Annotated in this window: 18 protein-coding genes and 2 pseudogenes; 5 read left to right on the forward strand and 15 right to left on the reverse strand. The window is 60.8% G+C overall.

The window, feature by feature from the left end:
- Positions 1-12: 12 nt before the first annotated feature.
- The 8 genes and pseudogenes from NKH70_RS25605 to NKH70_RS25640 all read right to left on the reverse strand — a co-directional run bounded on the left by NKH70_RS25605 (position 13) and on the right by NKH70_RS25640 (position 8668).
- Positions 13-378: a response regulator gene (locus NKH70_RS25605; protein ID WP_352508224.1), complete on the reverse strand. Its 366-nt coding sequence runs from the start codon at positions 376-378 to the stop codon at positions 13-15.
- The gene (locus NKH70_RS25610; protein ID WP_352508223.1) at positions 375-3029 is read right to left on the reverse strand and encodes a GAF domain-containing protein; all 2655 of its coding nucleotides are present in this window, start codon (positions 3027-3029) and stop codon (positions 375-377) included. The genes NKH70_RS25605 and NKH70_RS25610 overlap by 4 nt, the downstream gene beginning before the upstream one ends.
- The gene (locus NKH70_RS25615; protein ID WP_352508238.1) at positions 2995-3552 is read right to left on the reverse strand and encodes an SCO family protein; all 558 of its coding nucleotides are present in this window, start codon (positions 3550-3552) and stop codon (positions 2995-2997) included. Before NKH70_RS25615 ends, NKH70_RS25610 begins: the two co-directional genes overlap by 35 nt.
- Before the next feature lie 23 nt (positions 3553-3575).
- On the reverse strand, positions 3576-4586 hold the full coding sequence (locus tag NKH70_RS25620) for an ABC transporter substrate-binding protein (protein ID WP_352508221.1): 1011 nt from the start codon (positions 4584-4586) through the stop codon (positions 3576-3578).
- Positions 4587-4618: 32 nt separating this feature from the next.
- Positions 4619-5626, reverse strand: a complete 1008-nt coding sequence (locus NKH70_RS25625) for an ABC transporter substrate-binding protein (RefSeq protein ID WP_352508220.1) — start codon at positions 5624-5626, stop codon at positions 4619-4621.
- Between the two features lie 45 nt (positions 5627-5671).
- Positions 5672-6679: an ABC transporter substrate-binding protein gene (locus NKH70_RS25630; protein WP_352508219.1), complete on the reverse strand. Its 1008-nt coding sequence runs from the start codon at positions 6677-6679 to the stop codon at positions 5672-5674.
- Positions 6680-6709: 30 nt separating this feature from the next.
- Positions 6710-7723 (reverse strand): ABC transporter substrate-binding protein, encoded by a 1014-nt coding sequence (locus NKH70_RS25635; RefSeq protein ID WP_352508218.1) that lies wholly within the window; start codon positions 7721-7723, stop codon positions 6710-6712.
- Positions 7724-8229: 506 nt separating this feature from the next.
- Positions 8230-8668: pseudogene (locus NKH70_RS25640) on the reverse strand (cupin domain-containing protein).
- A gap of 125 nt (positions 8669-8793) precedes the next feature.
- On the opposite strand from NKH70_RS25640, the gene NKH70_RS25645 reads away from it, so the two are divergent.
- The 4 genes from NKH70_RS25645 (at position 8794) to NKH70_RS25665 (ending at position 11217) form a co-directional block, all read left to right on the forward strand.
- Positions 8794-9753: a winged helix-turn-helix domain-containing protein gene (locus tag NKH70_RS25645; protein WP_352508216.1), complete on the forward strand. Its 960-nt coding sequence runs from the start codon at positions 8794-8796 to the stop codon at positions 9751-9753.
- Positions 9754-10224: 471 nt separating this feature from the next.
- On the forward strand, positions 10225-10347 hold the full coding sequence (locus NKH70_RS25655) for a hypothetical protein (RefSeq protein ID WP_292654615.1): 123 nt from the start codon (positions 10225-10227) through the stop codon (positions 10345-10347).
- Between the two features lie 138 nt (positions 10348-10485).
- Positions 10486-10686 carry a DUF2905 domain-containing protein gene (locus NKH70_RS25660; protein WP_352508215.1) on the forward strand — a complete coding sequence of 67 codons (201 nt, stop codon included), beginning with the start codon at positions 10486-10488 and terminating at the stop codon, positions 10684-10686.
- 405 nt (positions 10687-11091) lie between these two features.
- Positions 11092-11217 (forward strand): hypothetical protein, encoded by a 126-nt coding sequence (locus NKH70_RS25665; RefSeq protein WP_023722793.1) that lies wholly within the window; start codon positions 11092-11094, stop codon positions 11215-11217.
- A 48-nt stretch (positions 11218-11265) separates the two neighbouring features.
- On the opposite strand, the gene NKH70_RS25670 is transcribed toward NKH70_RS25665, so the two are convergent.
- The 5 genes and pseudogenes from NKH70_RS25670 to NKH70_RS25690 all read right to left on the reverse strand — a co-directional run bounded on the left by NKH70_RS25670 (position 11266) and on the right by NKH70_RS25690 (position 13666).
- Positions 11266-11457, reverse strand: a complete 192-nt coding sequence (locus NKH70_RS25670; RefSeq protein ID WP_352508214.1) for a hypothetical protein — start codon at positions 11455-11457, stop codon at positions 11266-11268.
- A 175-nt stretch (positions 11458-11632) separates the two neighbouring features.
- A pseudogene (locus NKH70_RS25675) lies at positions 11633-11929 on the reverse strand (NADH dehydrogenase ubiquinone Fe-S protein 4); the annotation flags it as partial.
- Between the two features lie 72 nt (positions 11930-12001).
- Positions 12002-12496: an Hsp20/alpha crystallin family protein gene (locus NKH70_RS25680; protein WP_352517318.1), complete on the reverse strand. Its 495-nt coding sequence runs from the start codon at positions 12494-12496 to the stop codon at positions 12002-12004.
- Between the two features lie 75 nt (positions 12497-12571).
- Positions 12572-13042, reverse strand: a complete 471-nt coding sequence (locus tag NKH70_RS25685; RefSeq protein ID WP_352508213.1) for an Hsp20 family protein — start codon at positions 13040-13042, stop codon at positions 12572-12574.
- A gap of 261 nt (positions 13043-13303) precedes the next feature.
- Positions 13304-13666, reverse strand: coding sequence for a hypothetical protein (locus NKH70_RS25690; protein ID WP_352508211.1), 363 nt, complete (start codon positions 13664-13666; stop codon positions 13304-13306).
- A gap of 277 nt (positions 13667-13943) precedes the next feature.
- On the opposite strand from NKH70_RS25690, the gene NKH70_RS25695 reads away from it, so the two are divergent.
- Positions 13944-15308 carry a Do family serine endopeptidase gene (locus NKH70_RS25695; protein WP_352508210.1) on the forward strand — a complete coding sequence of 455 codons (1365 nt, stop codon included), beginning with the start codon at positions 13944-13946 and terminating at the stop codon, positions 15306-15308.
- A gap of 89 nt (positions 15309-15397) precedes the next feature.
- Here the strand turns inward: NKH70_RS25695 and NKH70_RS25700 are convergent, their stop codons facing one another.
- Together NKH70_RS25700 and NKH70_RS25705 are read right to left on the reverse strand one after the other, a co-directional pair.
- Complete coding sequence (locus NKH70_RS25700) at positions 15398-15748, reverse strand: hypothetical protein (RefSeq protein WP_352508209.1); 351 nt, start codon at positions 15746-15748, stop codon at positions 15398-15400.
- A 336-nt stretch (positions 15749-16084) separates the two neighbouring features.
- On the reverse strand, positions 16085-16819 hold the full coding sequence (locus NKH70_RS25705; protein ID WP_352508208.1) for a thermonuclease family protein: 735 nt from the start codon (positions 16817-16819) through the stop codon (positions 16085-16087).
- Between the last annotated feature and the right edge of the window lie 516 nt (positions 16820-17335).

Raw genomic sequence — 17335 nt, forward strand, 5'->3', positions numbered from 1 at the left:
CACTGTCTCCCCTCAGGAAAAGAACTGACGAATCTCGGCGAGCAGCTGGCGCGGACTGAATGGCTTGGCAATGTAGCCATCGCACCCAGCAGCAAGGGCTTTCGCCTCGTCGCCCGACAGCGCGTAGGAGGTGACCGCGATAATCGGAATGTGCCGCAGCGCCGGGTCGGCCTTGATGCGGCGGGTCGCTTCATACCCGTCGATCACCGGCAGCTGAATGTCCATAAGGATCAGGTCTGGCCTGTGCGCTCCCGCTGCAGCGATGCCGGCGGCGCCGTCCGCCGCCTCGATCAGTTCGTATTCGGTGGTGGCAATGAGATCGCGGATGATCTGGCGGTTGTCCTCGGTGTCTTCCACCATAAGGATTCGTTTGCTCATGCCGCCCTCACGTCCTCATTCACCCAGATTGGTACCTTGAGACGGAATGTCGACCCTGACCCGATCACGGACTCGACGTCTATGGTTCCGCCATGCATTTCGACGATGCGCTTCGAGATCGCCAGGCCAAGACCTGTGCCACCCTTCTGCCTGGTGCTGCTGTTGTCGACCTGCTGGAATTCTTCGAAGATGAGAGCCTGGTCCTTGGACGCGATGCCGGGACCGGTGTCTCGGACGGTGATCTCGAAGTGCCCGTCGACCGCATCGGCAAGAATGTCGACCGCACCCGTTTCGGTGAACTTGACGGCATTGCCTGCAAGATTGAGCAGGACCTGCATCAAACGGCGTTCGTCCCCGCGGCCGATTGGAAGGTTCTCGGCAACAGTCGTTGAAAGCTCAAGACCCTTCGCTCGTGCCAGCGGCTCGACAGCCGTAACGGTCGATCGAACAATCTGCGCGACGGAGTAGTCCTCGATCGCCAGCGTGAGCTGGCCGGCTTCGATCTTGGAAAGGTCGAGTACGTCGTTGATGAGCTCAAGGAGGTGACGGCCGTTTGCCTGCACGCGCGCGACGGTCGTCTTCGCCTTGTCCGGGAGTTCGCCGTAGATGCCATCGACCAGCAGTTCTGTGAAGCCCAAGACTGAATTGAGCGGTGTCCTGAGCTCGTGGCTCATATTCGCGAGGAACTGGGACTTGTGGCGGCTAGCTGCCTCCAGCTCCCGGCCTTTCTCCTCGATCTCGCGGAACAGCTTGGCATTCTGGATCGCGAGCACCGATTGGGCTGCGAAGGTCTCCAGCAGATGGACAACTTGCTCATGGAAGACCCCTGGCTTGTGGCGCCTGACGACCAGTGCACCGACGATCTTGTTGGGCCTCAGCAGCGGAACGATCAGGATACCGCGATATCCGGCTTCGACGATCGTCTTTCTTACAAGGAAGGATGAGGTCTCCTCGCTAAGGTCGGGAAACTGCACCGGCATGCAGCGCTCGGGTGCGTCGCCGATCCCCATGTCGGCCAGCCCGATCGTCTGGTGTGAGACTGCAGCGATAAGCTCATCACTCATACCGAAGTTCGCGCGCGGACGGAATTGCTGCCGCGTGCTGCTGAACACGTAGATGGTGCCAGCATCCGTCTCCGACAACTGGACCGCCTTGGCGACGATCGTTTTCAGCACGGTGTCGAGATCCAGCGTCGAATTGACCGCCTTGCTCACCTCACCAAGCGCCTCGAGCTCACCAACAGACGCGGCAAGCTCGCGCGTCCGTGACTGCACCGCCTCGAAGAGCCGCGCATTCTCGATGGCGATCACGGCTTGGTCGGCGAATGTCTCGACGAGCGCGATCTCCTTGGGATTGAAAGGTTGCGGCTCAACCCTCGTCATGACGAATACGCCAACGAGATCACCTTCCCGCAACAGCGGGGCAGCGAGGACGGTGCGGAATCCCCCTGCCTCAGCGATCAAGACAACGCGGTAGTCCGGATCAGCGGTCACGTCTTCGATTTGCACGATCCGCCGTTCTTCGATTACGCGCCCTACGGCGGAGCCTCGGCCTGCGGCAAGCTCTGGAAGTGGATTGGCGTCGACATAAGCACGGAAGCTGGGCGGGTAGCCATGCGTCGACACATAGCGGAATACGCCATCAAGCAACTGCACGATACCACCCTTGTCGGCACGGCAGAGCCTGACAGCCGATTCCACCAACGTATCGAGCACGACCTGCAGATCGAAGGTAGAGCGGCTGATGACCTTCAGAACGTCTGCAGTGGCTGTCTGCTGCTGAAGGGCCTCGTCGAGCTGCTGGGTGCGCGTCTCAATCTCCTGATACAGGCGCCCCAGCTGGTCGGAGGTCTGGTTGACGTTAGTGGCGAGCACTCCAAGTTCGTCGCGATTGGCGACGGCAACCTGTTGGGCGAAGTCGCCGGCCGCTATCTGACTGAGACGCGTCTCGATCTTCTTGACCGGTTCGATCAACGACCAGGAGATGATGTAGCCAAGCGCAAGCGCGAGCAGGATGCTGCCCACAGCAAAAGCGACCACGATCAGTCGAGAGGTGCCGTACGCCCCCTCGCTCGCTTCGATGGCCGCCACCATGTCGGCTTCGGCCATGTTGACCAGCTGGTTCGTCAGTCGCTCGAGGCGGTCGGCCGACGGCATGATCTCATCCAGCTGAACCTTGCGCGCCTCCGCCGTGCGACCGGCGCGGAAGAGCTCCGCGACATGCGTCACGCCGGCCGCAAGCCGTTCGTACTCCTGTCGGACCTGGCCCAGCACCTCCGCCTCAGTTTCAGCGACGAACTCCATGCGGTCGAGGTCATAGCCAAACTGGTTGAGCTGGCGCAGCGCCCCATCCAGCATCCGGTTGTCCTGAAGCAACAGGGCGGTGGAGATGCCGTAGAGCTGGGTGGTCGTATCGTGCTGCACCTGGCGATAGGCCGCGATCCTGCGCTGCAGCTTGATCAGCTCGTTTGTTTGATCATTGACCCCACTCAGCACCTGCAACCCGACGGCCCCGAGCACGATCAACAGGCCGACGATCGACAGGAACGCGATCAAGAGCTTGGTCTGGACGCGCGCCGGCAGCCGGGCAACCCAGCCGACGAGCCAGTTCGTTATGTTACTTGGATTCGTCCAAGAGGCTGACAAGGTCATCCCGGAACTCCTCTAGGTCGAACCGGACGCCGAGATACTGTACGCGCAAGATGCCGTCCGGGTCCACGAGCGACGTCAGCAAGGTATGGTCGACATCTCCGTTCGCCGCCTTCTTCGCGATGACCCCGTATTTCCGTCCAACCTCATGGACAACCGCCGGATCACCGGTAAGAAACGACCAGCCTCTCAGATCGGCGCCAAAATTCTGCGCATATGCCTTCAAAACATCGGGCGTATCGCGCTCCGGGTCGACGGTGATCGAAACGAAGACAATCTTCGATCCGAACGTCGAGCCCAGCTTCTCCTGCACGCTGGCCATATGAGCGGTCAGCATCGGGCAGACGTCGGTACAGTACGTATAGATGAATGCAACGGCGACCACCTTGCCACGAAAGTCGTGCAGCGACACAGGTTCGCCATCCTGCGATACCAGGCTGAAGTCGGGCGCCGGTCCAATCGTCGGCAGGCGCTCGTCGTGCGGCGCGTCGTGCGCGTGTGCCGGCCCGGCCATCAGCGCCAGCACCAAGATGCGCGCCGGCCACTCGCTCACGTTTTCATCTCGCGCTTGATCTCGTTGAAGAGACGCCAATCCGTGCCGTTGGCGATAATCTTGTTAGGGCCGGCCTCGATGAAGCCGACTTCGTTCATCCGCAGCGCGTAGAAGCGCATTGTGTCTTCGGGATCGAACTCCCGCCACACGTCGTAGCGCGCTTCGCGCAAGCCCTCCAATGCATAGTCGTATTGATCGGTGAACTTGCCCTCGACCGATAGTTGCGCAGCCAGTTGCGGATCCGACACGCAGATGTCGGCGCCCTTGAGGATCGCTCGCAGCACGCGTTTGGTCGCCACGGGGTGTCTGTCGACATAGTCCGCGCGGCCGGCAAGCATGCAGCAGTAGTGTTGCGACCATGGCCGGTCGACGGTCGTATTAAGGATTGTGTGGCCGACGTTCCGGGCGCGCTGCTCCTGCGGCTCGGGTGGCACCGCCAGAAAGGCATCGACCTTTCCTTCGTTAAATAGTTGCATCGAGCTGACGTCCGGGTTCGCGACCCACTTGAGATCGGTGGCGGGATCGAGACCGACATAGGCGGCCATGAGGGTTACGAGCATGTGCGGAGCTGAGGTCAGCGCGAACACGCCCACCCTCTTGCCCTTGAGGTCGGAGATGCTGTTAATGCTTTCGTTGACGATCAGTTCGAGGCAGCCGGAGTGCAGGCCGGTGACCACCTTTATCGGCATGCCGGCCTCGATCGCCATGATGTGCGGTGGCGGAAAGTCGGTGGCGAAATCCAGTTCGCCGTTTGCGAGCATCGCGAACGGATCGGAGTCGGCGGCCAAGTCTATGTAGCGTACATCGGTGAACCCTTCGGCCCGCAATAACTCCCCGGCGATATTCTTGGGTGCTTCGCAAAGGGCGCGGAACGTCCTTGGCAAACGCACTGTCGTGGTCTCTGGCGCCGGCTCGGCATGAGCCGATGTCGGCACTTTGACGAGACCCGCGGCGCCGACCGCCGACAGGCCCATCATGAAGTGGCGGCGGCTCTGGACAATCTCCATGTCACGTCTCCTCTCCCTCGGCACGAGCAGACTCAGCCTTTCATCTCGCGCTTGACCTCGTTGAAAAAGCGCCAATCCGTGCCGTTCGCGATGATCTCGTTTGGGCTCGACTTGACAATCCCGGCTTCATGCAGCCGCAGCGAGAAGAACCTCATCGTGTCCTCGGGATCGAAGTCGCGCCAGTTAGAGTATGGGAGCTCGCGGAGCGACTGCAAAGCGTAGTCGTATTGTTCGGTGTGTCCGCGATCCACCAGAAGGCGTGCCACCCGTTCCGGTTCAGCCGCGCAGATGTCGGCCGATTTGATGATCGCCCGGATGACCCGCTTGGTGGCGGCTGGATTTTTCTCGGCATACGCGGCGTTGACCGCTAGCATGCAGCAGTAATATTGCGACCACGGCCGGTCCTTGGAACTGTCGAGGATGACGTGGCCGACTTTGCGGGCGCGGAGGTCTTGAGCCTCAGGCGGAAAGGCCAGGAAGGCGTCGACCTTGCCATCGGCGAAGAGCTCCGCCGGCTTTGCCTCGCCGACGATCCATTCGATGTCGCGTTGCGGATCGAGGCCGACATAGGTCGCCATGGCGCTGACGAAGATATGTGGATCCGACGATAGATTGCCGCCGACGCCGACCTTGCGGCCCTTGAGATCCGCGATGCTCTTGATGTCCTCGCGTCCGAACAACTCGTAGCAGCCGACATGCACTCCGGAGATCACCTTGATCGGGGCGCCAGTGTCGACCGGAATGATTAGGGCCGTGGCAAAGTCAATGCCGAAGTCGATGTCGCCGCGCGCCAGCATCTCGGTCTGGGCGATACCGGCCTCGGCGGCCACGAAGCCGAAATCTGAGAACCCCTCTGCGCGGATCAGATCCTCGGCGACGTACTGCGGAGCGATGCAGATACCAGGCGCCGCCGCAAAGCGGGCGGTCGTGGTTTCAGGTGCCGCTTCGGCGGCGGCCGCGTTGCGGCCGTTGGCAAGGCCTGCTGCAGCGAGCGCAGACAAGCCTGTGAGGAAACGGCGACGGTTCTGGACAATCTGCACGAGTCTCTCCTTCCCTTGAAAAGGCAACGCGTATCGGCGATAGGTCTACGTCTTCAGCTCTCGCTTTAGCTCGTTGAGGAAGCGCCAGTCTGTTCCGTTGGCGATGATCCTGTCGGGTGTGGACCCGATCAAACCGATTTCCTTCAGCCGCAGCGCATAGAAGCGGACGGTGTCAGTTGAATCGTAGTCCCGCCATTTCCGGTAGGGCAACTCGCTGATCGCTGCGAACGCGTCATCGTAGCGGCTGGCGAATCCGCCCGCGACCAAGCGCTCGGCAACCAAGGCCGGCGCGGCGGTGCATAGATCCGCGGCCTTGAGGATGGCGCGCAGCACCCGCTTGGTAGCAACCGGATGCGCGGCCACAAAATCGCTGTTGCCGGACAGCATGCAGCAAAAATATTGCGACCAAGGTCGGTCCACTGTGCTGTTGACGATCACGTGCCCGACCTTGCTGCGCCGCAATTCCTGCGGGTCCGGCGGAAAGCCCAGGAATGCATCGATTTCGCCCCGCGCGAACAGCTCCTTGGGCTTGACCGCCGGGTCCACCACCCAGTTGATGTCGCGCGCCGGATCGAGCCCGACATAGGCGGCGATGCTGGCGAGGAACAGATGCGGCCCCGAACCGAGCCCCTGGACGCCGACGTTCCGGCCTTTCAGATCGACGACGCTGTCGATCCCGTGCTTGGCAAACAGCTCGAAGCAACCGGGATGGACGCCGCCGAGCAGAGTGAGCCGCGCACCGGAGTCCAAGGCGACGATCGAATTTGTCACGAAGTTGAGGCTAAAGTCGATCTCGCCATTCGCCACCGCGGAGGCCGTGGCCGCACCGGGGCCTGCCGCGACATAGGCAACCTCGGTGAAGCCCTCAGCGCGCAGCAGGTCCTCTACAACATACTGTGGCGCCACGCAGATGCTAGGGATCTTGGCCAAGCGAATGCGTGTGGTCTCCGGCCCTGGCTCGGCAAGAACTCGAGTTGGAGTGCCGACGAGGCTTGCGGTGCCGGCAGCCGTCAGGCCGGCCAGGAAGCGCCTGCGGCTCTGAATGATTTGCATGTCTACGTCTCCCCTCGAGACCAGATGGGATCAGGTTTTCAGCTCACGCTTCAACTCGTCGAGGAAGCGCCAGTCCGTTCCGTTGGCGATAATTTGTTGCGGGCTCGACTTGATCATGCCCGTCTCCTGCATGCGCAGTGTGTAGAACCGCAGGGAGTCTTCGGGATCGAATTCCCGCCAGCGGTCGTACCGAATGTCCTTCAGAGTTTGGAGCGCGTAGTCATAGCTGGTCTCGAAATCGCGATCGACCATCTGCTGGGCCACACTTTCGGGATCCGACACGCAGAGGTCGGCGGCCTTGAGGATGGATCGCAAGACCCGCTTGGTCGCCACCGGGTATCTTGTCACATAGTCCGTCGTGGCCGAAATCATGCAGCAGAAATACTGTGACCACGGGCGGTCGACGGCATTGTTGAGGATCGTGTGGCCGATCTTCTTGGCGCGCAGCTCCTGCGGCTGGGGCGGCGTCCCCAGGAATGCGTCGATCTTCCCTTCGACGAAGAGTTCCGTCGGCTTGACGTCGTTAGTCAAGACCCATTGGATATCGTTCACTGGATCGAGTCCGACATAGGCGGACATGAGGGACAGCCACACGTGCCGCGAGTTGTTGAAACCGTTCACGCCCACTCTCTTGCCCCGCAGATCCGTGACGCTGCGAATGCTCTCCTTGGCGATCAGTTCGAGGCATCCCGAGTGCAACCCGGTCAGCACCTTGATCGGCACGCCGGCGGCGATCGACGCGACCTGGTTCGGCGCAAAGTTCACGGAGAAATCGGTCTCACCGCGTGCGATCCATACCGATTGGTTGACGCTTCTGTCGCCTTCTATGTAGCGGACATCGGTAAGACCCTCGGCGCGCATCAGTTCTCCGGCGATGTACGCACCTGCCCAACAGTAGGAACTACCGACCCACAGCGGCAGACGAACCGTGGTCGTTTCCAACGGCGGTTCCGCGTGGAGTGACCCTGGAACACCGACGATACCGGCAGCGCCTGCCATTGCAGCGCCGGCTAGGAACCGGCGGCGGGTTTGGATGATCTGCATCAGAACGCTCCTCTTCCGATTGGCAAAAGCAATACTGGCCGGAACCGAGGAAAAGAGGTTTCAGCAGAGGCAGATGGTCTGGTGAGCGCGACGAGTAGTTGTGGAACCTAGCGCGCCTAGTCCGATGCGAGAGTCTTGCGCTCTCAGTCGCCGGCTCATTTATTAGCAACAGACGATATGCCACGATACGCCCAATTTGCGTAGGTAGCGAGCGCAAAACTTGCTACGCCGAACGTCCCGCCAGCGCCTCGCTGTCATGGAGACTGTTTACGGGGTTGCGAATGGCCAGTTCAAGTTTGCTGCGGCCGGACCCACCCGCTGAACGTCCGCTATCGTTCTTCGGACGCCAAAAGCCGCCATTCCGCTGTTCGGCCCAAAATCTGCCTAACCGCAAAGCGCCCAACCTCGGTCGTTTGTTGCGGCCCTGCACGCCCCCTGAAAGCGGACATCGCTGGTGCCGACGCCATGAGCGGTGCTGCGCCATGACCCGATATTGCAAATCGAGCTTAGGCTCTTGTCGTCAGGGTAGAAAGCTGGTCAGTGTCGTAACGGTTCCGCAAGTCTGCAAGCGCTTTCGGATCCGGAGAGCCGTGCGCAGCGAGCCTGGCAAGCTCTTCAAAATAGTGCTCGTGTCCGGGCGGCCGGCTCTTCGCCGACATTGGTGATGTTGTGCGGAACGCCCGGTGGAATGAACAGGCAGGTGCCCGGGGTCGCGCGGATCGTCTTGTCCCCAACATGCCAGACGCATTCGCCCTCAAGCACGTAGAAGGTTTCCTCCTGTACGCGATGAACATGGAACCCGGTTGCGAAGCCAGCAGGGATCGTCCAGTCGAACATGCTCGTGTGTTTCGTATCGTTGCCGGTGACAAGGAACGCCATCGGAGAGCCACGCAACCTGACTCCATTGTTCTCGCCGGGCATGCGAATGACGGGAGCGACGCTCATCTGATCCTCCATTGGCTGGGTGCTACTCCGCTAGCACGTGGACAAGATGCGCTCCCCGTTTCCGCGAGTCGTGAAGCCGTTCCGAAATCGTTGCGAAAAATTCACAGACGATATCTTCTTTGGGAATGGCGACAATCCTCGCGTTTGGTCCATTTCGCCTCGACACCGATGCTGGAATTCTATTCCACGGCGTAGAGCCGACGTCGCTCGGACAGCGGGCGCTCGCGCTGCTTGCGCTGCTTGTGGAACGGGCGGGCGCACCGGTTCCGAAGGCAGTTCTGATCGAGGCGGCGTGGCCCGGACATGCCATTGAGGACAGCAACCTGACGGTCCAGATCGCGGCAGTTCGGCGGCTCTTTGAGGAACTGGCGGCTGGCGCATGCTGGATCGAAACGCTGCCGCGACGCGGCTATCGCTATGTGGGGCCGGCGGTCACAGCCGGTAACCGTGATCCGACACCCGGGGGCGCAGCAACGGCAACGCTGACATTGCCGGACAAACCGTCTGTCGCGGTTTTGCCATTTTCGAACCTAAGCGGCGATCCGGAGCAGGACTATTTCGCCGACGGGATGGTTGACGATATCATCACCGGCCTGGCGCGCATCAAGTGGCTGCTCGTCATCGCGCGAAATTCGACGTTTACCTACAAGGGTCGTGCCGTGGACGTGAAGCAGATCGGCCGCGAGCTTGGCGTACGATATGTGCTCGAAGGCAGCGTGCGGAGAGCCTGCGGCCACGTGCGCATGTCCGGCCAGATGATCGATGCATCGACCGGCGCTCATGTGTGGGCCGAGCGGTATGACCGCAGCTCTGACGATATCTTCGGGCTTCAGGATGCGATCGCCATGTCGGCTATCGGCGCAATCGCACCGAGTCTGCGGCGTGCAGAAATCGAGAGGGTCAAGCGCAGGCGCTCCGACAATCTCGATGCTTACGACCTTGTGCTGCGGGCCCAACTCGACGTTGATTCCGGCATGCCTGAGCGAGTGAGGCGAGCGCTCGTGCTGCTCGAACGTGCCATCGAACTCGATCCGGCTTACGCGCAAGGCATGCCGTCCCTTGCTGTCATCATGTGCTACTCGTAGATCCGCCTCTTGCGCCTGCCAGCGCTGGATGCGCCGCGCGGCAGTCTTTCCCGGCATGAACCAGCTTTTGCGCTCGTAACTCCACCTGGCGCGCGGAAATGCCTGTCGAAACCGCTCAACCGCCGCGCGATCGTACGGAAAGCGCGCTTCGGCTCAAGGAGCTGGCTGCGGTGCAGCAGGGGCGTCGGATTTTTCCATCAGATTGCGAAGCACAGCACTGCTCGCAAACAACGCGGTGCAGCTCATTCGGGTCCAAGAACACCAGAACGTATGGTCAGAGCCGCAAGGGGCAGCCAAGGAGGCGATCGGTGAAACTGCTCAACGAGCTAGCGTGGCGAAACCTTCGCCGCGCCAGACCGTTTATTCTGCTCCAGGAGAGGTCCATTCATGCCCAGACGAGATGCAAAAAACCCAGCGGCCAGACGGCCAACGAGCCCTCGTTCGCGTCCCCTGAAAGGCGAGGAGACGGAAGTGAACCACATCGTCGAAACGCAAAGTGTATCGCCAGCCCAGGCGCGAGAGCTTGTGCGGCGCCACGGAAACGATTGGCGTAAGATCGATGAAGCCGCCAAGTCTTATAAGGACGACAGCTAAGCACTTCCAAGCCGGGGGAAAGGGAGCTTTGTCACGGCAATCCGCGGAGTTGCAAATTGAGCGGATCGGCTTGAGGCGACGAATGACCACTATCGCAACGTTCATGGTCAGCCACTATATTCCCGGCCGGATGCCGCCATGTCCAGAACTCTGATTGTCAATGGTCTGATTATAGTTGCCATAGGCCTATTGTGGTCCTGGTTGTCGCGGGTCGGTCCGGGCAGATTGCCCGGTGACATCGTGATCCAACGTGAGAACTTCACGTTTTACGCTCCGATCGGCACTGGGATTCTGATCAGCATCGTGCTTTCGTTTGTTCTATGGCTACTCAACCGATAGCGAGGACGGCGAGCCCACGTCGCCGGAGGAAAGAACGACGTGGGCCGATCGGAGCTATCCGATCTGGCAGCAAAAATATGAGGGAAAGAGTTTGCTGCGTGGCAGAACTTTCCCTACGCGCCGGTGTTCCATCGCGTGAGTGAAAAAGCCCGCCGCACAGTTTGATGCGGCGGGCCGATCAAGCGCTGTTGCACCCGGCGGGGGCTCGGGTCGGGCATGCCCGGTGCGCGCGGATCACAGGGATTTAGATGCATCAGCTGCAATACGTCCACCAACCGACGGTTGGACAACACGAGGCTTGATTCCGAGCTCTTTCTCTCAGTGCCGAAGGGACAAGATAGTTGCAGGAACTCAGCCTTGGCGCGGCACGTTGCAAGTCGTTGATCATCGCAAAGGATGTATCCAATGGCGAAAGACATATCTCGCGAGGAAGAGCAACGCGGCACCGAAAAAGTTCTCTTCTGGGGCGCTGCGATCGCTCTTGTCCTTTTTGTGTCTCTGCTGACCATCGCCCTCGTCGGGACGTCCTGATCTTTTTAGACAGCAGGATTGGACCGGCGGGCGCGAGGTCTTGTGAGCTTAGGGGCGGATGCCGCGCTGCTGCACCAGCGCGAGCAGGGCCAATTCCACTTCGTCGAGCCGCGTCGGACGCGCGTTTTCCGGCATCCCCTCGGCCGTCGCGAGATCGACCAGATACTCGTTCCACGCCCAGTTTCGCACGATGGCGCGTTTCTCGTCGGCTGCCAGACGAGGATCGACGACCACGTCCATCGGCGATGCATAAAACGCCTCCTCGTCCGTCAGCGCCGGTCCATAATGTGGCGCCTGCGAAACCCCGCCGTACGCCGGCCTGCAGCCGCTTGTCCGCATCGGAAGATTCGACACTGAACTTTTTGGCCGCCGGGCTTCCTTGAACCGCGTAGGCAAGCCCCTGCCGTTCGGCATAGTCGATGGCCGCCTGAGCCGTCGGAAAATCGAGCTCCACCTGGGTCAGCGTGTCACCACTTCCGGTGTAGCCCATCAGCGGTTCAATGACCGGCGCAGTACGCCGCTCGAGCACCAGCCGCCAGACCTTCGGCCGCGCACGGCCGGAGGTCATGACTGAGCGGCAAGGCTTGTAGATCCGTGCGACCGCATCACTCGGGAACTCGGATCTGCCGAACAGCGGCGCTCGCCCGCGGTTGTCGTTTGCCAGTTCGAGATTTTCTACGACTGGTGTGACTTCTCTTTCTTGCTTCTGCATCACTCATCCCTCCCATTTTGGCGAAGGATGCGCCGGAGGCAGCGGCCTGCCGCCTCCGACTTGCTCCATGCGTCAGTGGGTGATCGGGATGCGCTTCACCTTCGACTGCGCGTTCGGGTTCTTCGGCAGCGTCAGGGTCAGGACGCCATTGGCAAAGGACGCCTTGACCTTGTCGTCCTCGACCTCGTAGCCAAGGGGTATGCGCCGCTCGAAGCGACCATAGAAGCGCTCGGAGTAGTCCTTCTCGTCGGTCTCCGACTGCTTTTCGCCACGCAGGGTCAGCACGTCTTCGTCGAGCAGAACTTCGATGTCCTTCTCTTCCATGCCGGGGACCTCGGCGGTGACGCGAAGCTCATTATCCGACTCCGAGATCTCCACCTTCGGCCAGCCGCTATCGAAAGGCGAAAGCTGCCCCGCAGCAGGCAAGCGCGTCTCGAAGCTCCTCAACATATCGTCAAAGAGCCGGTTTACCTCGCGGTGAAGCGAAAGGAACGGGTCGCCACCGCTATAGATGCTCGGGGCCTGGTTGTTGTTGCGGCCCCACGGGATAAGGTCACGCATGTTCATTGTCATTCACCTCCACGTTCAACCGCGCGGCACCGGACGATTGCCGGTGCCTGTCGCTTCTGGTTCACGCTGACTTCAGGCTGCGTTCTTTTCGGCCTCGATCTGCCGCGGTGCTGCCTTTGCCGTGCTGCCGGCGATGGCGATCCGGCGCGGCTTCATCTCTTCGGGAAGCTCGCGCTTGAGATCGATGTTCAGCAGCCCATTGTCCAGGCTGGCGCCAACGACCTTCACATGGTCGGCCAGTTCGAACCGACGCTCGAAGCCGAGCCCGGCTATGCCGCGATAGAGATACTGGCCGTCATCGTCGCCAGATTGCGACCCGCTCACAACCAGCAGGTTAGGTTGATGAGTGATGGTTAGCTGATCCTGCGAGAAGCCGGCGACCGCCATGGTGATGCGATAGGCGTCCTCACCAGCCTTGGCGATGTCATAGGGCGGCCAATTGTCTATCGCAGTGACACGGCTCGCATTTTCCAGCATGTTGAAAATGCGGTCGAAGCCGATGCTGGACCGGAACAGAGGGGTAAAATCGAGGTTTGTCCTCATAGCCACATCCTCCTTTGAGCAACATGGATACAAGGAGACGCCAAGAGAGCCTTGACGCCTCCTGGACCTGCGCCGGCCCCATCTGGCGACCGGCGATTAGTTATTTAGAACAGTGCCTTACGCGTTCAAGGGGCTATAGGAAAATTTTCAGCCAGACGAATGGTCGCGACGAATGGTCGCTAAGAACACGTCTATCCCGCCCGCCGGCCAATCCTCGCCGGCGGGCGGATGCCTCGGATGCAGAGAGTGGCCGCGTTCAACTCAAAGTCGATCGACGGATGCTGTAAAACCGGTGACCGCGATACTTTCGATTTCACGACCGCGACCGGCGCCGGGAAGCTTCTCCAATTGATCCAATTGGCGCAACGCGTCCATGATGGCATCGAAGCTGACCGGTTCGGTTGCGCCCGGCGGCATGCGCAGCGCCGGCACCGATTCCACTGCACAGGCATCCGATGCCCAGGACGAAAGGATTGCACGCTTCTCCTGGAAGTCCAGCATCACGTCGGTCAGCACGTTCTCAGGTCGCTCGAAATGCCGTGCCGGATGGAGCAACCGGTCAAGGAAAACATCAGGGCCCTCGGGCCCGATTGGGGGAAAACTCGTCGAAATGGCTCCTTCCATCGATGGTCCTCCGCTTTGAATAGTCTCCTTTGTTGATGTCATCTTTGGTGGCTCTCGCGATTTCCACCAGCTGAAAATTTTGGAGAGTTTCGACCAAATTTCAATGGCCCGACAAGGCCAAATCCTCGCAGTTCAGCCCACCATCAACATTTTTTCGAACCGGTGAAACAATCGGCGTGAATGTCAGTTCTTGCGTCTGGGAAAAGTCGCGCGGCAGCGCCAGGGCGGTCGGGCAGGAGAATCAGTCATGTCTTACATTTCCAGGAAGCGACTGAGCATGGGCCTCGTCGCAGGAATCTTGATGCTCTCGGCTGGCGGCTTTGCTCCGGTTTCAGCACAGGAAATCCCGAACGACTTCAGCGCAATCGTGCGTCAGAAGCTGCCGGCCGTGGTCGCGATCACGACGAGGCAGATCATCCAGGACCAAACGATGCTCGACGATTTTCTCAACCCCTTCGACAGCCGCGGGCCTGCCCAGCCGCAGGTGCGAGAAGCTCTTGGCTCCGGCTTCGTGGTCAGTCCGGAGGGCTACATCGTCACCAACAATCATGTCGTGGCCGACTCCACCGAAATCCACGTCGTATTCTCCGATAAGGAGACTTCGCCCGCGCGACTTGTGGGCCGCGATCCAGCAACCGACATCGCGGTGCTGAAGGTCGATCCACGCCCCAACATGACGACCACCGCCTGGGGTGACTCTGACGCAATGCAGCCGGGTGCCTGGACGATCGCGATTGGCAGTCCCTTCGGGCTCGGGGGAACCGTGACCGTCGGCGTTCTTTCCGCCCGCTCGCGCGACATCCAAGCCGGCCCTTACGACGATTTCCTCCAGACAGACGCCTCGATCAATAGAGGCAATTCGGGCGGCCCCCTGTTTAACGCGCGCGGCGAAGTGATCGGGGTCAATACGGCCATCGTCTCTCCGTTTGGCGGCAGCATAGGCATCGGTTTCGCCGTGCCGTCCCGAACCGCACGGAGCGTCGCCGATCAGCTGATCCGCACCGGCCGGATCGAGCGCGGGTTCATCGGAGTGCGTCTCCAGGAGGTGACGCCGTCGCTTGCCCAGGCGCTTGGCATATCGAGCACCAAGGGAGCGCTGGTCGCCTCGGTCGAGCCCGGCAGTCCGGCAGACAAGGCCGGCTTGCAATCGGGGGATGTGATCACCCGGTTCAACGGCAAGGAGGTTCAGGGCGTCCATGACTTGACGCTGGCGGCAGCTAACGAAAAGCCGGGGTCGAAAGCCACGCTGACAAGGAACCGCGGCGGCTCCCAGCAGGAGGTGGAACTGACCCTCGGTCAACGCAAGGACGAGGAGGTACAGACCGGTGCCGTTCCGAGTCCGGAAGCGGCGGACCAACGCCTCGGGCTGTCGCTCAGCCCCATTCCGGACGAAGCGCGCCAGCAACTGGGTCTGCAGCCGGGTACCACCGGCGTGTTTATCCAGGAAGTGGCGCCGAATAGCCCCGCCGCCGAGAACGGCCTTCGACCTGGCGACGTGATTGTCTCGGCCAACAACCGGGATGTGGCACAGCCGTCAGATATCCAGGAGGAGTGGGCAAGATCCCGGCAGCAGCACAAGCCCATTCTGTTGCGCATAAACAGGCAAGGACAATCGCTCTTCATTGCCCTAGCTGCTTCCTGACGTAGCGTGCGTCGAAACCAAAAATGTGACAAAGTTTCCGTTCCGTATCCGAAAGAACGGAATCAGGTCGCCGGGGCCCAAACATCACTTCAGCCGCCTCCTCCCATCTCGCGCGCGGCAAAAAGCAGCCAGCCGGCCGTGGCTCCCATCACCGTCCGCACTTGAGCAGCTCGTGCCGAGCCCGTGTCAATTTTGACGCACTCCGTTCCTGCATAGCGTGACAGAAGACCTTCGCCGCGTTGGCGATGATGAAGACCGGCCTTGCCGGAACCGCGCAGCGAGCGCCCTTCCCGAAGACGCCATATGACCACATCTCGCACGGTCATTGTTGAGACGGCAGCGTCAAAGTTCGCCGCATCAGTTGCAACGAGTTCTGGAAAATCAGGCCGGACTTGAGGCCAGCGAATGATAACGTCAGGTCGGCTCGCCGTGTTCTGCATCGCTCGTTGTCGATGGGTGGCGATCATAATCGACGGGCGGTGACAACATAACTTCGGCCTCGGCTCTGCCGAATTCCCTGCCGATTTGGAATGCCGCTGAAAGCTGTCTCATGAACCGGAGGGCGGCACGTATTTTGGAGGCATCGTTGGATCTTCCCGCTTTCATTTAGTCGACAATAGCTGGTCCGCTTGGAACGGCAGTCCGTCACCGTTCAAAAGCCACCCGTCGAGGCGGCCTTTTCATTAGGAGCCCCTCCACATGACCAAACCCACCCCAACGCGCCGCGGCGCCAACACCGACGTGCGTGCGACCGTGAAGCGGCAGCACCTGCAGGTTCAACACTGGCTTTCGCAGGCGATGCCGTCTTTGTCGCGGTCTAGCTTGCGGCCCCAAGAGCAGTTGGCTAGGTACCAACTTGCTTCATCGCACGAGCTGATTTGGGAACAGGTGCGCCGCGGCTCGCATGAATAGCCGCTTTGTGCGACCTGATGGCGGTTGATTAAGCCAAGCGGCTGGTTAGAAAGCGGCCGGTTGTCGGCATGCGCTAGACGCCACACCCAAGGCGCCTGAAAAGTTCCGGCCCACAGACCGAGCTTTGCCGCCTCTGCCTTCGCCTGCTGCCCCGCATAGGCGCCGTGGCTGTAGAGGGGCCAGTCCAGTGCCAAGCCCTGCTCGACAAGCCAGCGCTGAACGCTACGACCGTCCGCCCGATCGCAGTTCCCGACAAGACGCCCGTACCGATCACGATCGACAAAACTGCAATGCAGCGGTCGCGAAGCTGCCAGGAACTTGTCCAAGGCTTGGGCAGTGCGGCGCCCGCATGGGTAGTCAAAGCCCTTGGCGTCGTCGCAGTGCTGACGGCTCTCGGGCGCGTCGATGCCATTGAAACGAATCCTTTGGCCTGCAATCTCTACTGTGTCGCCATCGATCACCGAGGCGCGGCCTTCCATGTGGCCAGGCAATGGTTCTGTCCAGTTTGTTATCGTGCTCTGTTGGCCGGCGGTGCTCTGGATCGCGAATTGGGTGACTGCGGCGGCAAGCGTGCCGGCGCCGAGGAAGATCAGTCCCAAGAGGGGTCGCGGCAGCCGCCGTGACGGCATTCTTCTGCCGGCGCGCCTTCGCCAGCGGTCAGCCTGATTGGCGCCTTGATAACGGTGGCCTTTGCCCACGCCCGCTCTCCCGGAAGAGGAATGCCGCCATTCCGGGCAAGAGTCGAGAAGCTGCACTAGCCGGTCGGCAACTGGTCAACGCGGGGGCACCGGCTCAGCCTTTCAACCGTCTCAACTATGGCCTTCGCAAGCGGGCATCAAGGTCCGCGTGAAGCACCTCCGGGGCGAGGAAGACCATCGGCACGCCTCGCTGCAGGATTTTTGGGATGAAGACTAGAACGCCGTTTGTGTCTCCAAGACGCGACAACGCAAAGTTCACCGGCCCGGCCAAGCGCCGACTATTTGACAAGCGCGCAAATGGCGTATGCTGTCAGCGTCCAAGCTGTTGGGGACGTAGCGGCTACATGCGCTTGTGCTACCCACCCTGGAGCTGGGGAAGTAACCGGCAAGCTCCTAGAAATTAGAGCATTTGAATTT

This window comes from Mesorhizobium sp. M0991 (assembly GCF_040318915.1).
Classification (GTDB): domain Bacteria; phylum Pseudomonadota; class Alphaproteobacteria; order Rhizobiales; family Rhizobiaceae; genus Mesorhizobium.

Coding starts and splice junctions, on each gene's coding strand:
- NKH70_RS25690 (WP_352508211.1), bottom strand. CDS start 13,666: ATGGAAGGAGCCATTTCGACGAGTTTTCCCCCAATCGGGCCCGAGGGC.
- NKH70_RS25695 (WP_352508210.1), top strand. CDS start 13,944: ATGGGCCTCGTCGCAGGAATCTTGATGCTCTCGGCTGGCGGCTTTGCT.
- NKH70_RS25670 (WP_352508214.1), bottom strand. CDS start 11,457: ATGGACGTGGTCGTCGATCCTCGTCTGGCAGCCGACGAGAAACGCGCC.
- NKH70_RS25610 (WP_352508223.1), bottom strand. CDS start 3,029: ATGACCTTGTCAGCCTCTTGGACGAATCCAAGTAACATAACGAACTGG.
- NKH70_RS25630 (WP_352508219.1), bottom strand. CDS start 6,679: ATGCAAATCATTCAGAGCCGCAGGCGCTTCCTGGCCGGCCTGACGGCT.
- NKH70_RS25620 (WP_352508221.1), bottom strand. CDS start 4,586: ATGGAGATTGTCCAGAGCCGCCGCCACTTCATGATGGGCCTGTCGGCG.
- NKH70_RS25680 (WP_352517318.1), bottom strand. CDS start 12,496: ATGAACATGCGTGACCTTATCCCGTGGGGCCGCAACAACAACCAGGCC.
- NKH70_RS25635 (WP_352508218.1), bottom strand. CDS start 7,723: ATGCAGATCATCCAAACCCGCCGCCGGTTCCTAGCCGGCGCTGCAATG.
- NKH70_RS25685 (WP_352508213.1), bottom strand. CDS start 13,042: ATGAGGACAAACCTCGATTTTACCCCTCTGTTCCGGTCCAGCATCGGC.
- NKH70_RS25660 (WP_352508215.1), top strand. CDS start 10,486: ATGTCCAGAACTCTGATTGTCAATGGTCTGATTATAGTTGCCATAGGC.
- NKH70_RS25665 (WP_023722793.1), top strand. CDS start 11,092: ATGGCGAAAGACATATCTCGCGAGGAAGAGCAACGCGGCACCGAAAAA.
- NKH70_RS25605 (WP_352508224.1), bottom strand. CDS start 378: ATGAGCAAACGAATCCTTATGGTGGAAGACACCGAGGACAACCGCCAG.
- NKH70_RS25645 (WP_352508216.1), top strand. CDS start 8,794: ATGGCGACAATCCTCGCGTTTGGTCCATTTCGCCTCGACACCGATGCT.
- NKH70_RS25700 (WP_352508209.1), bottom strand. CDS start 15,748: ATGCAGAACACGGCGAGCCGACCTGACGTTATCATTCGCTGGCCTCAA.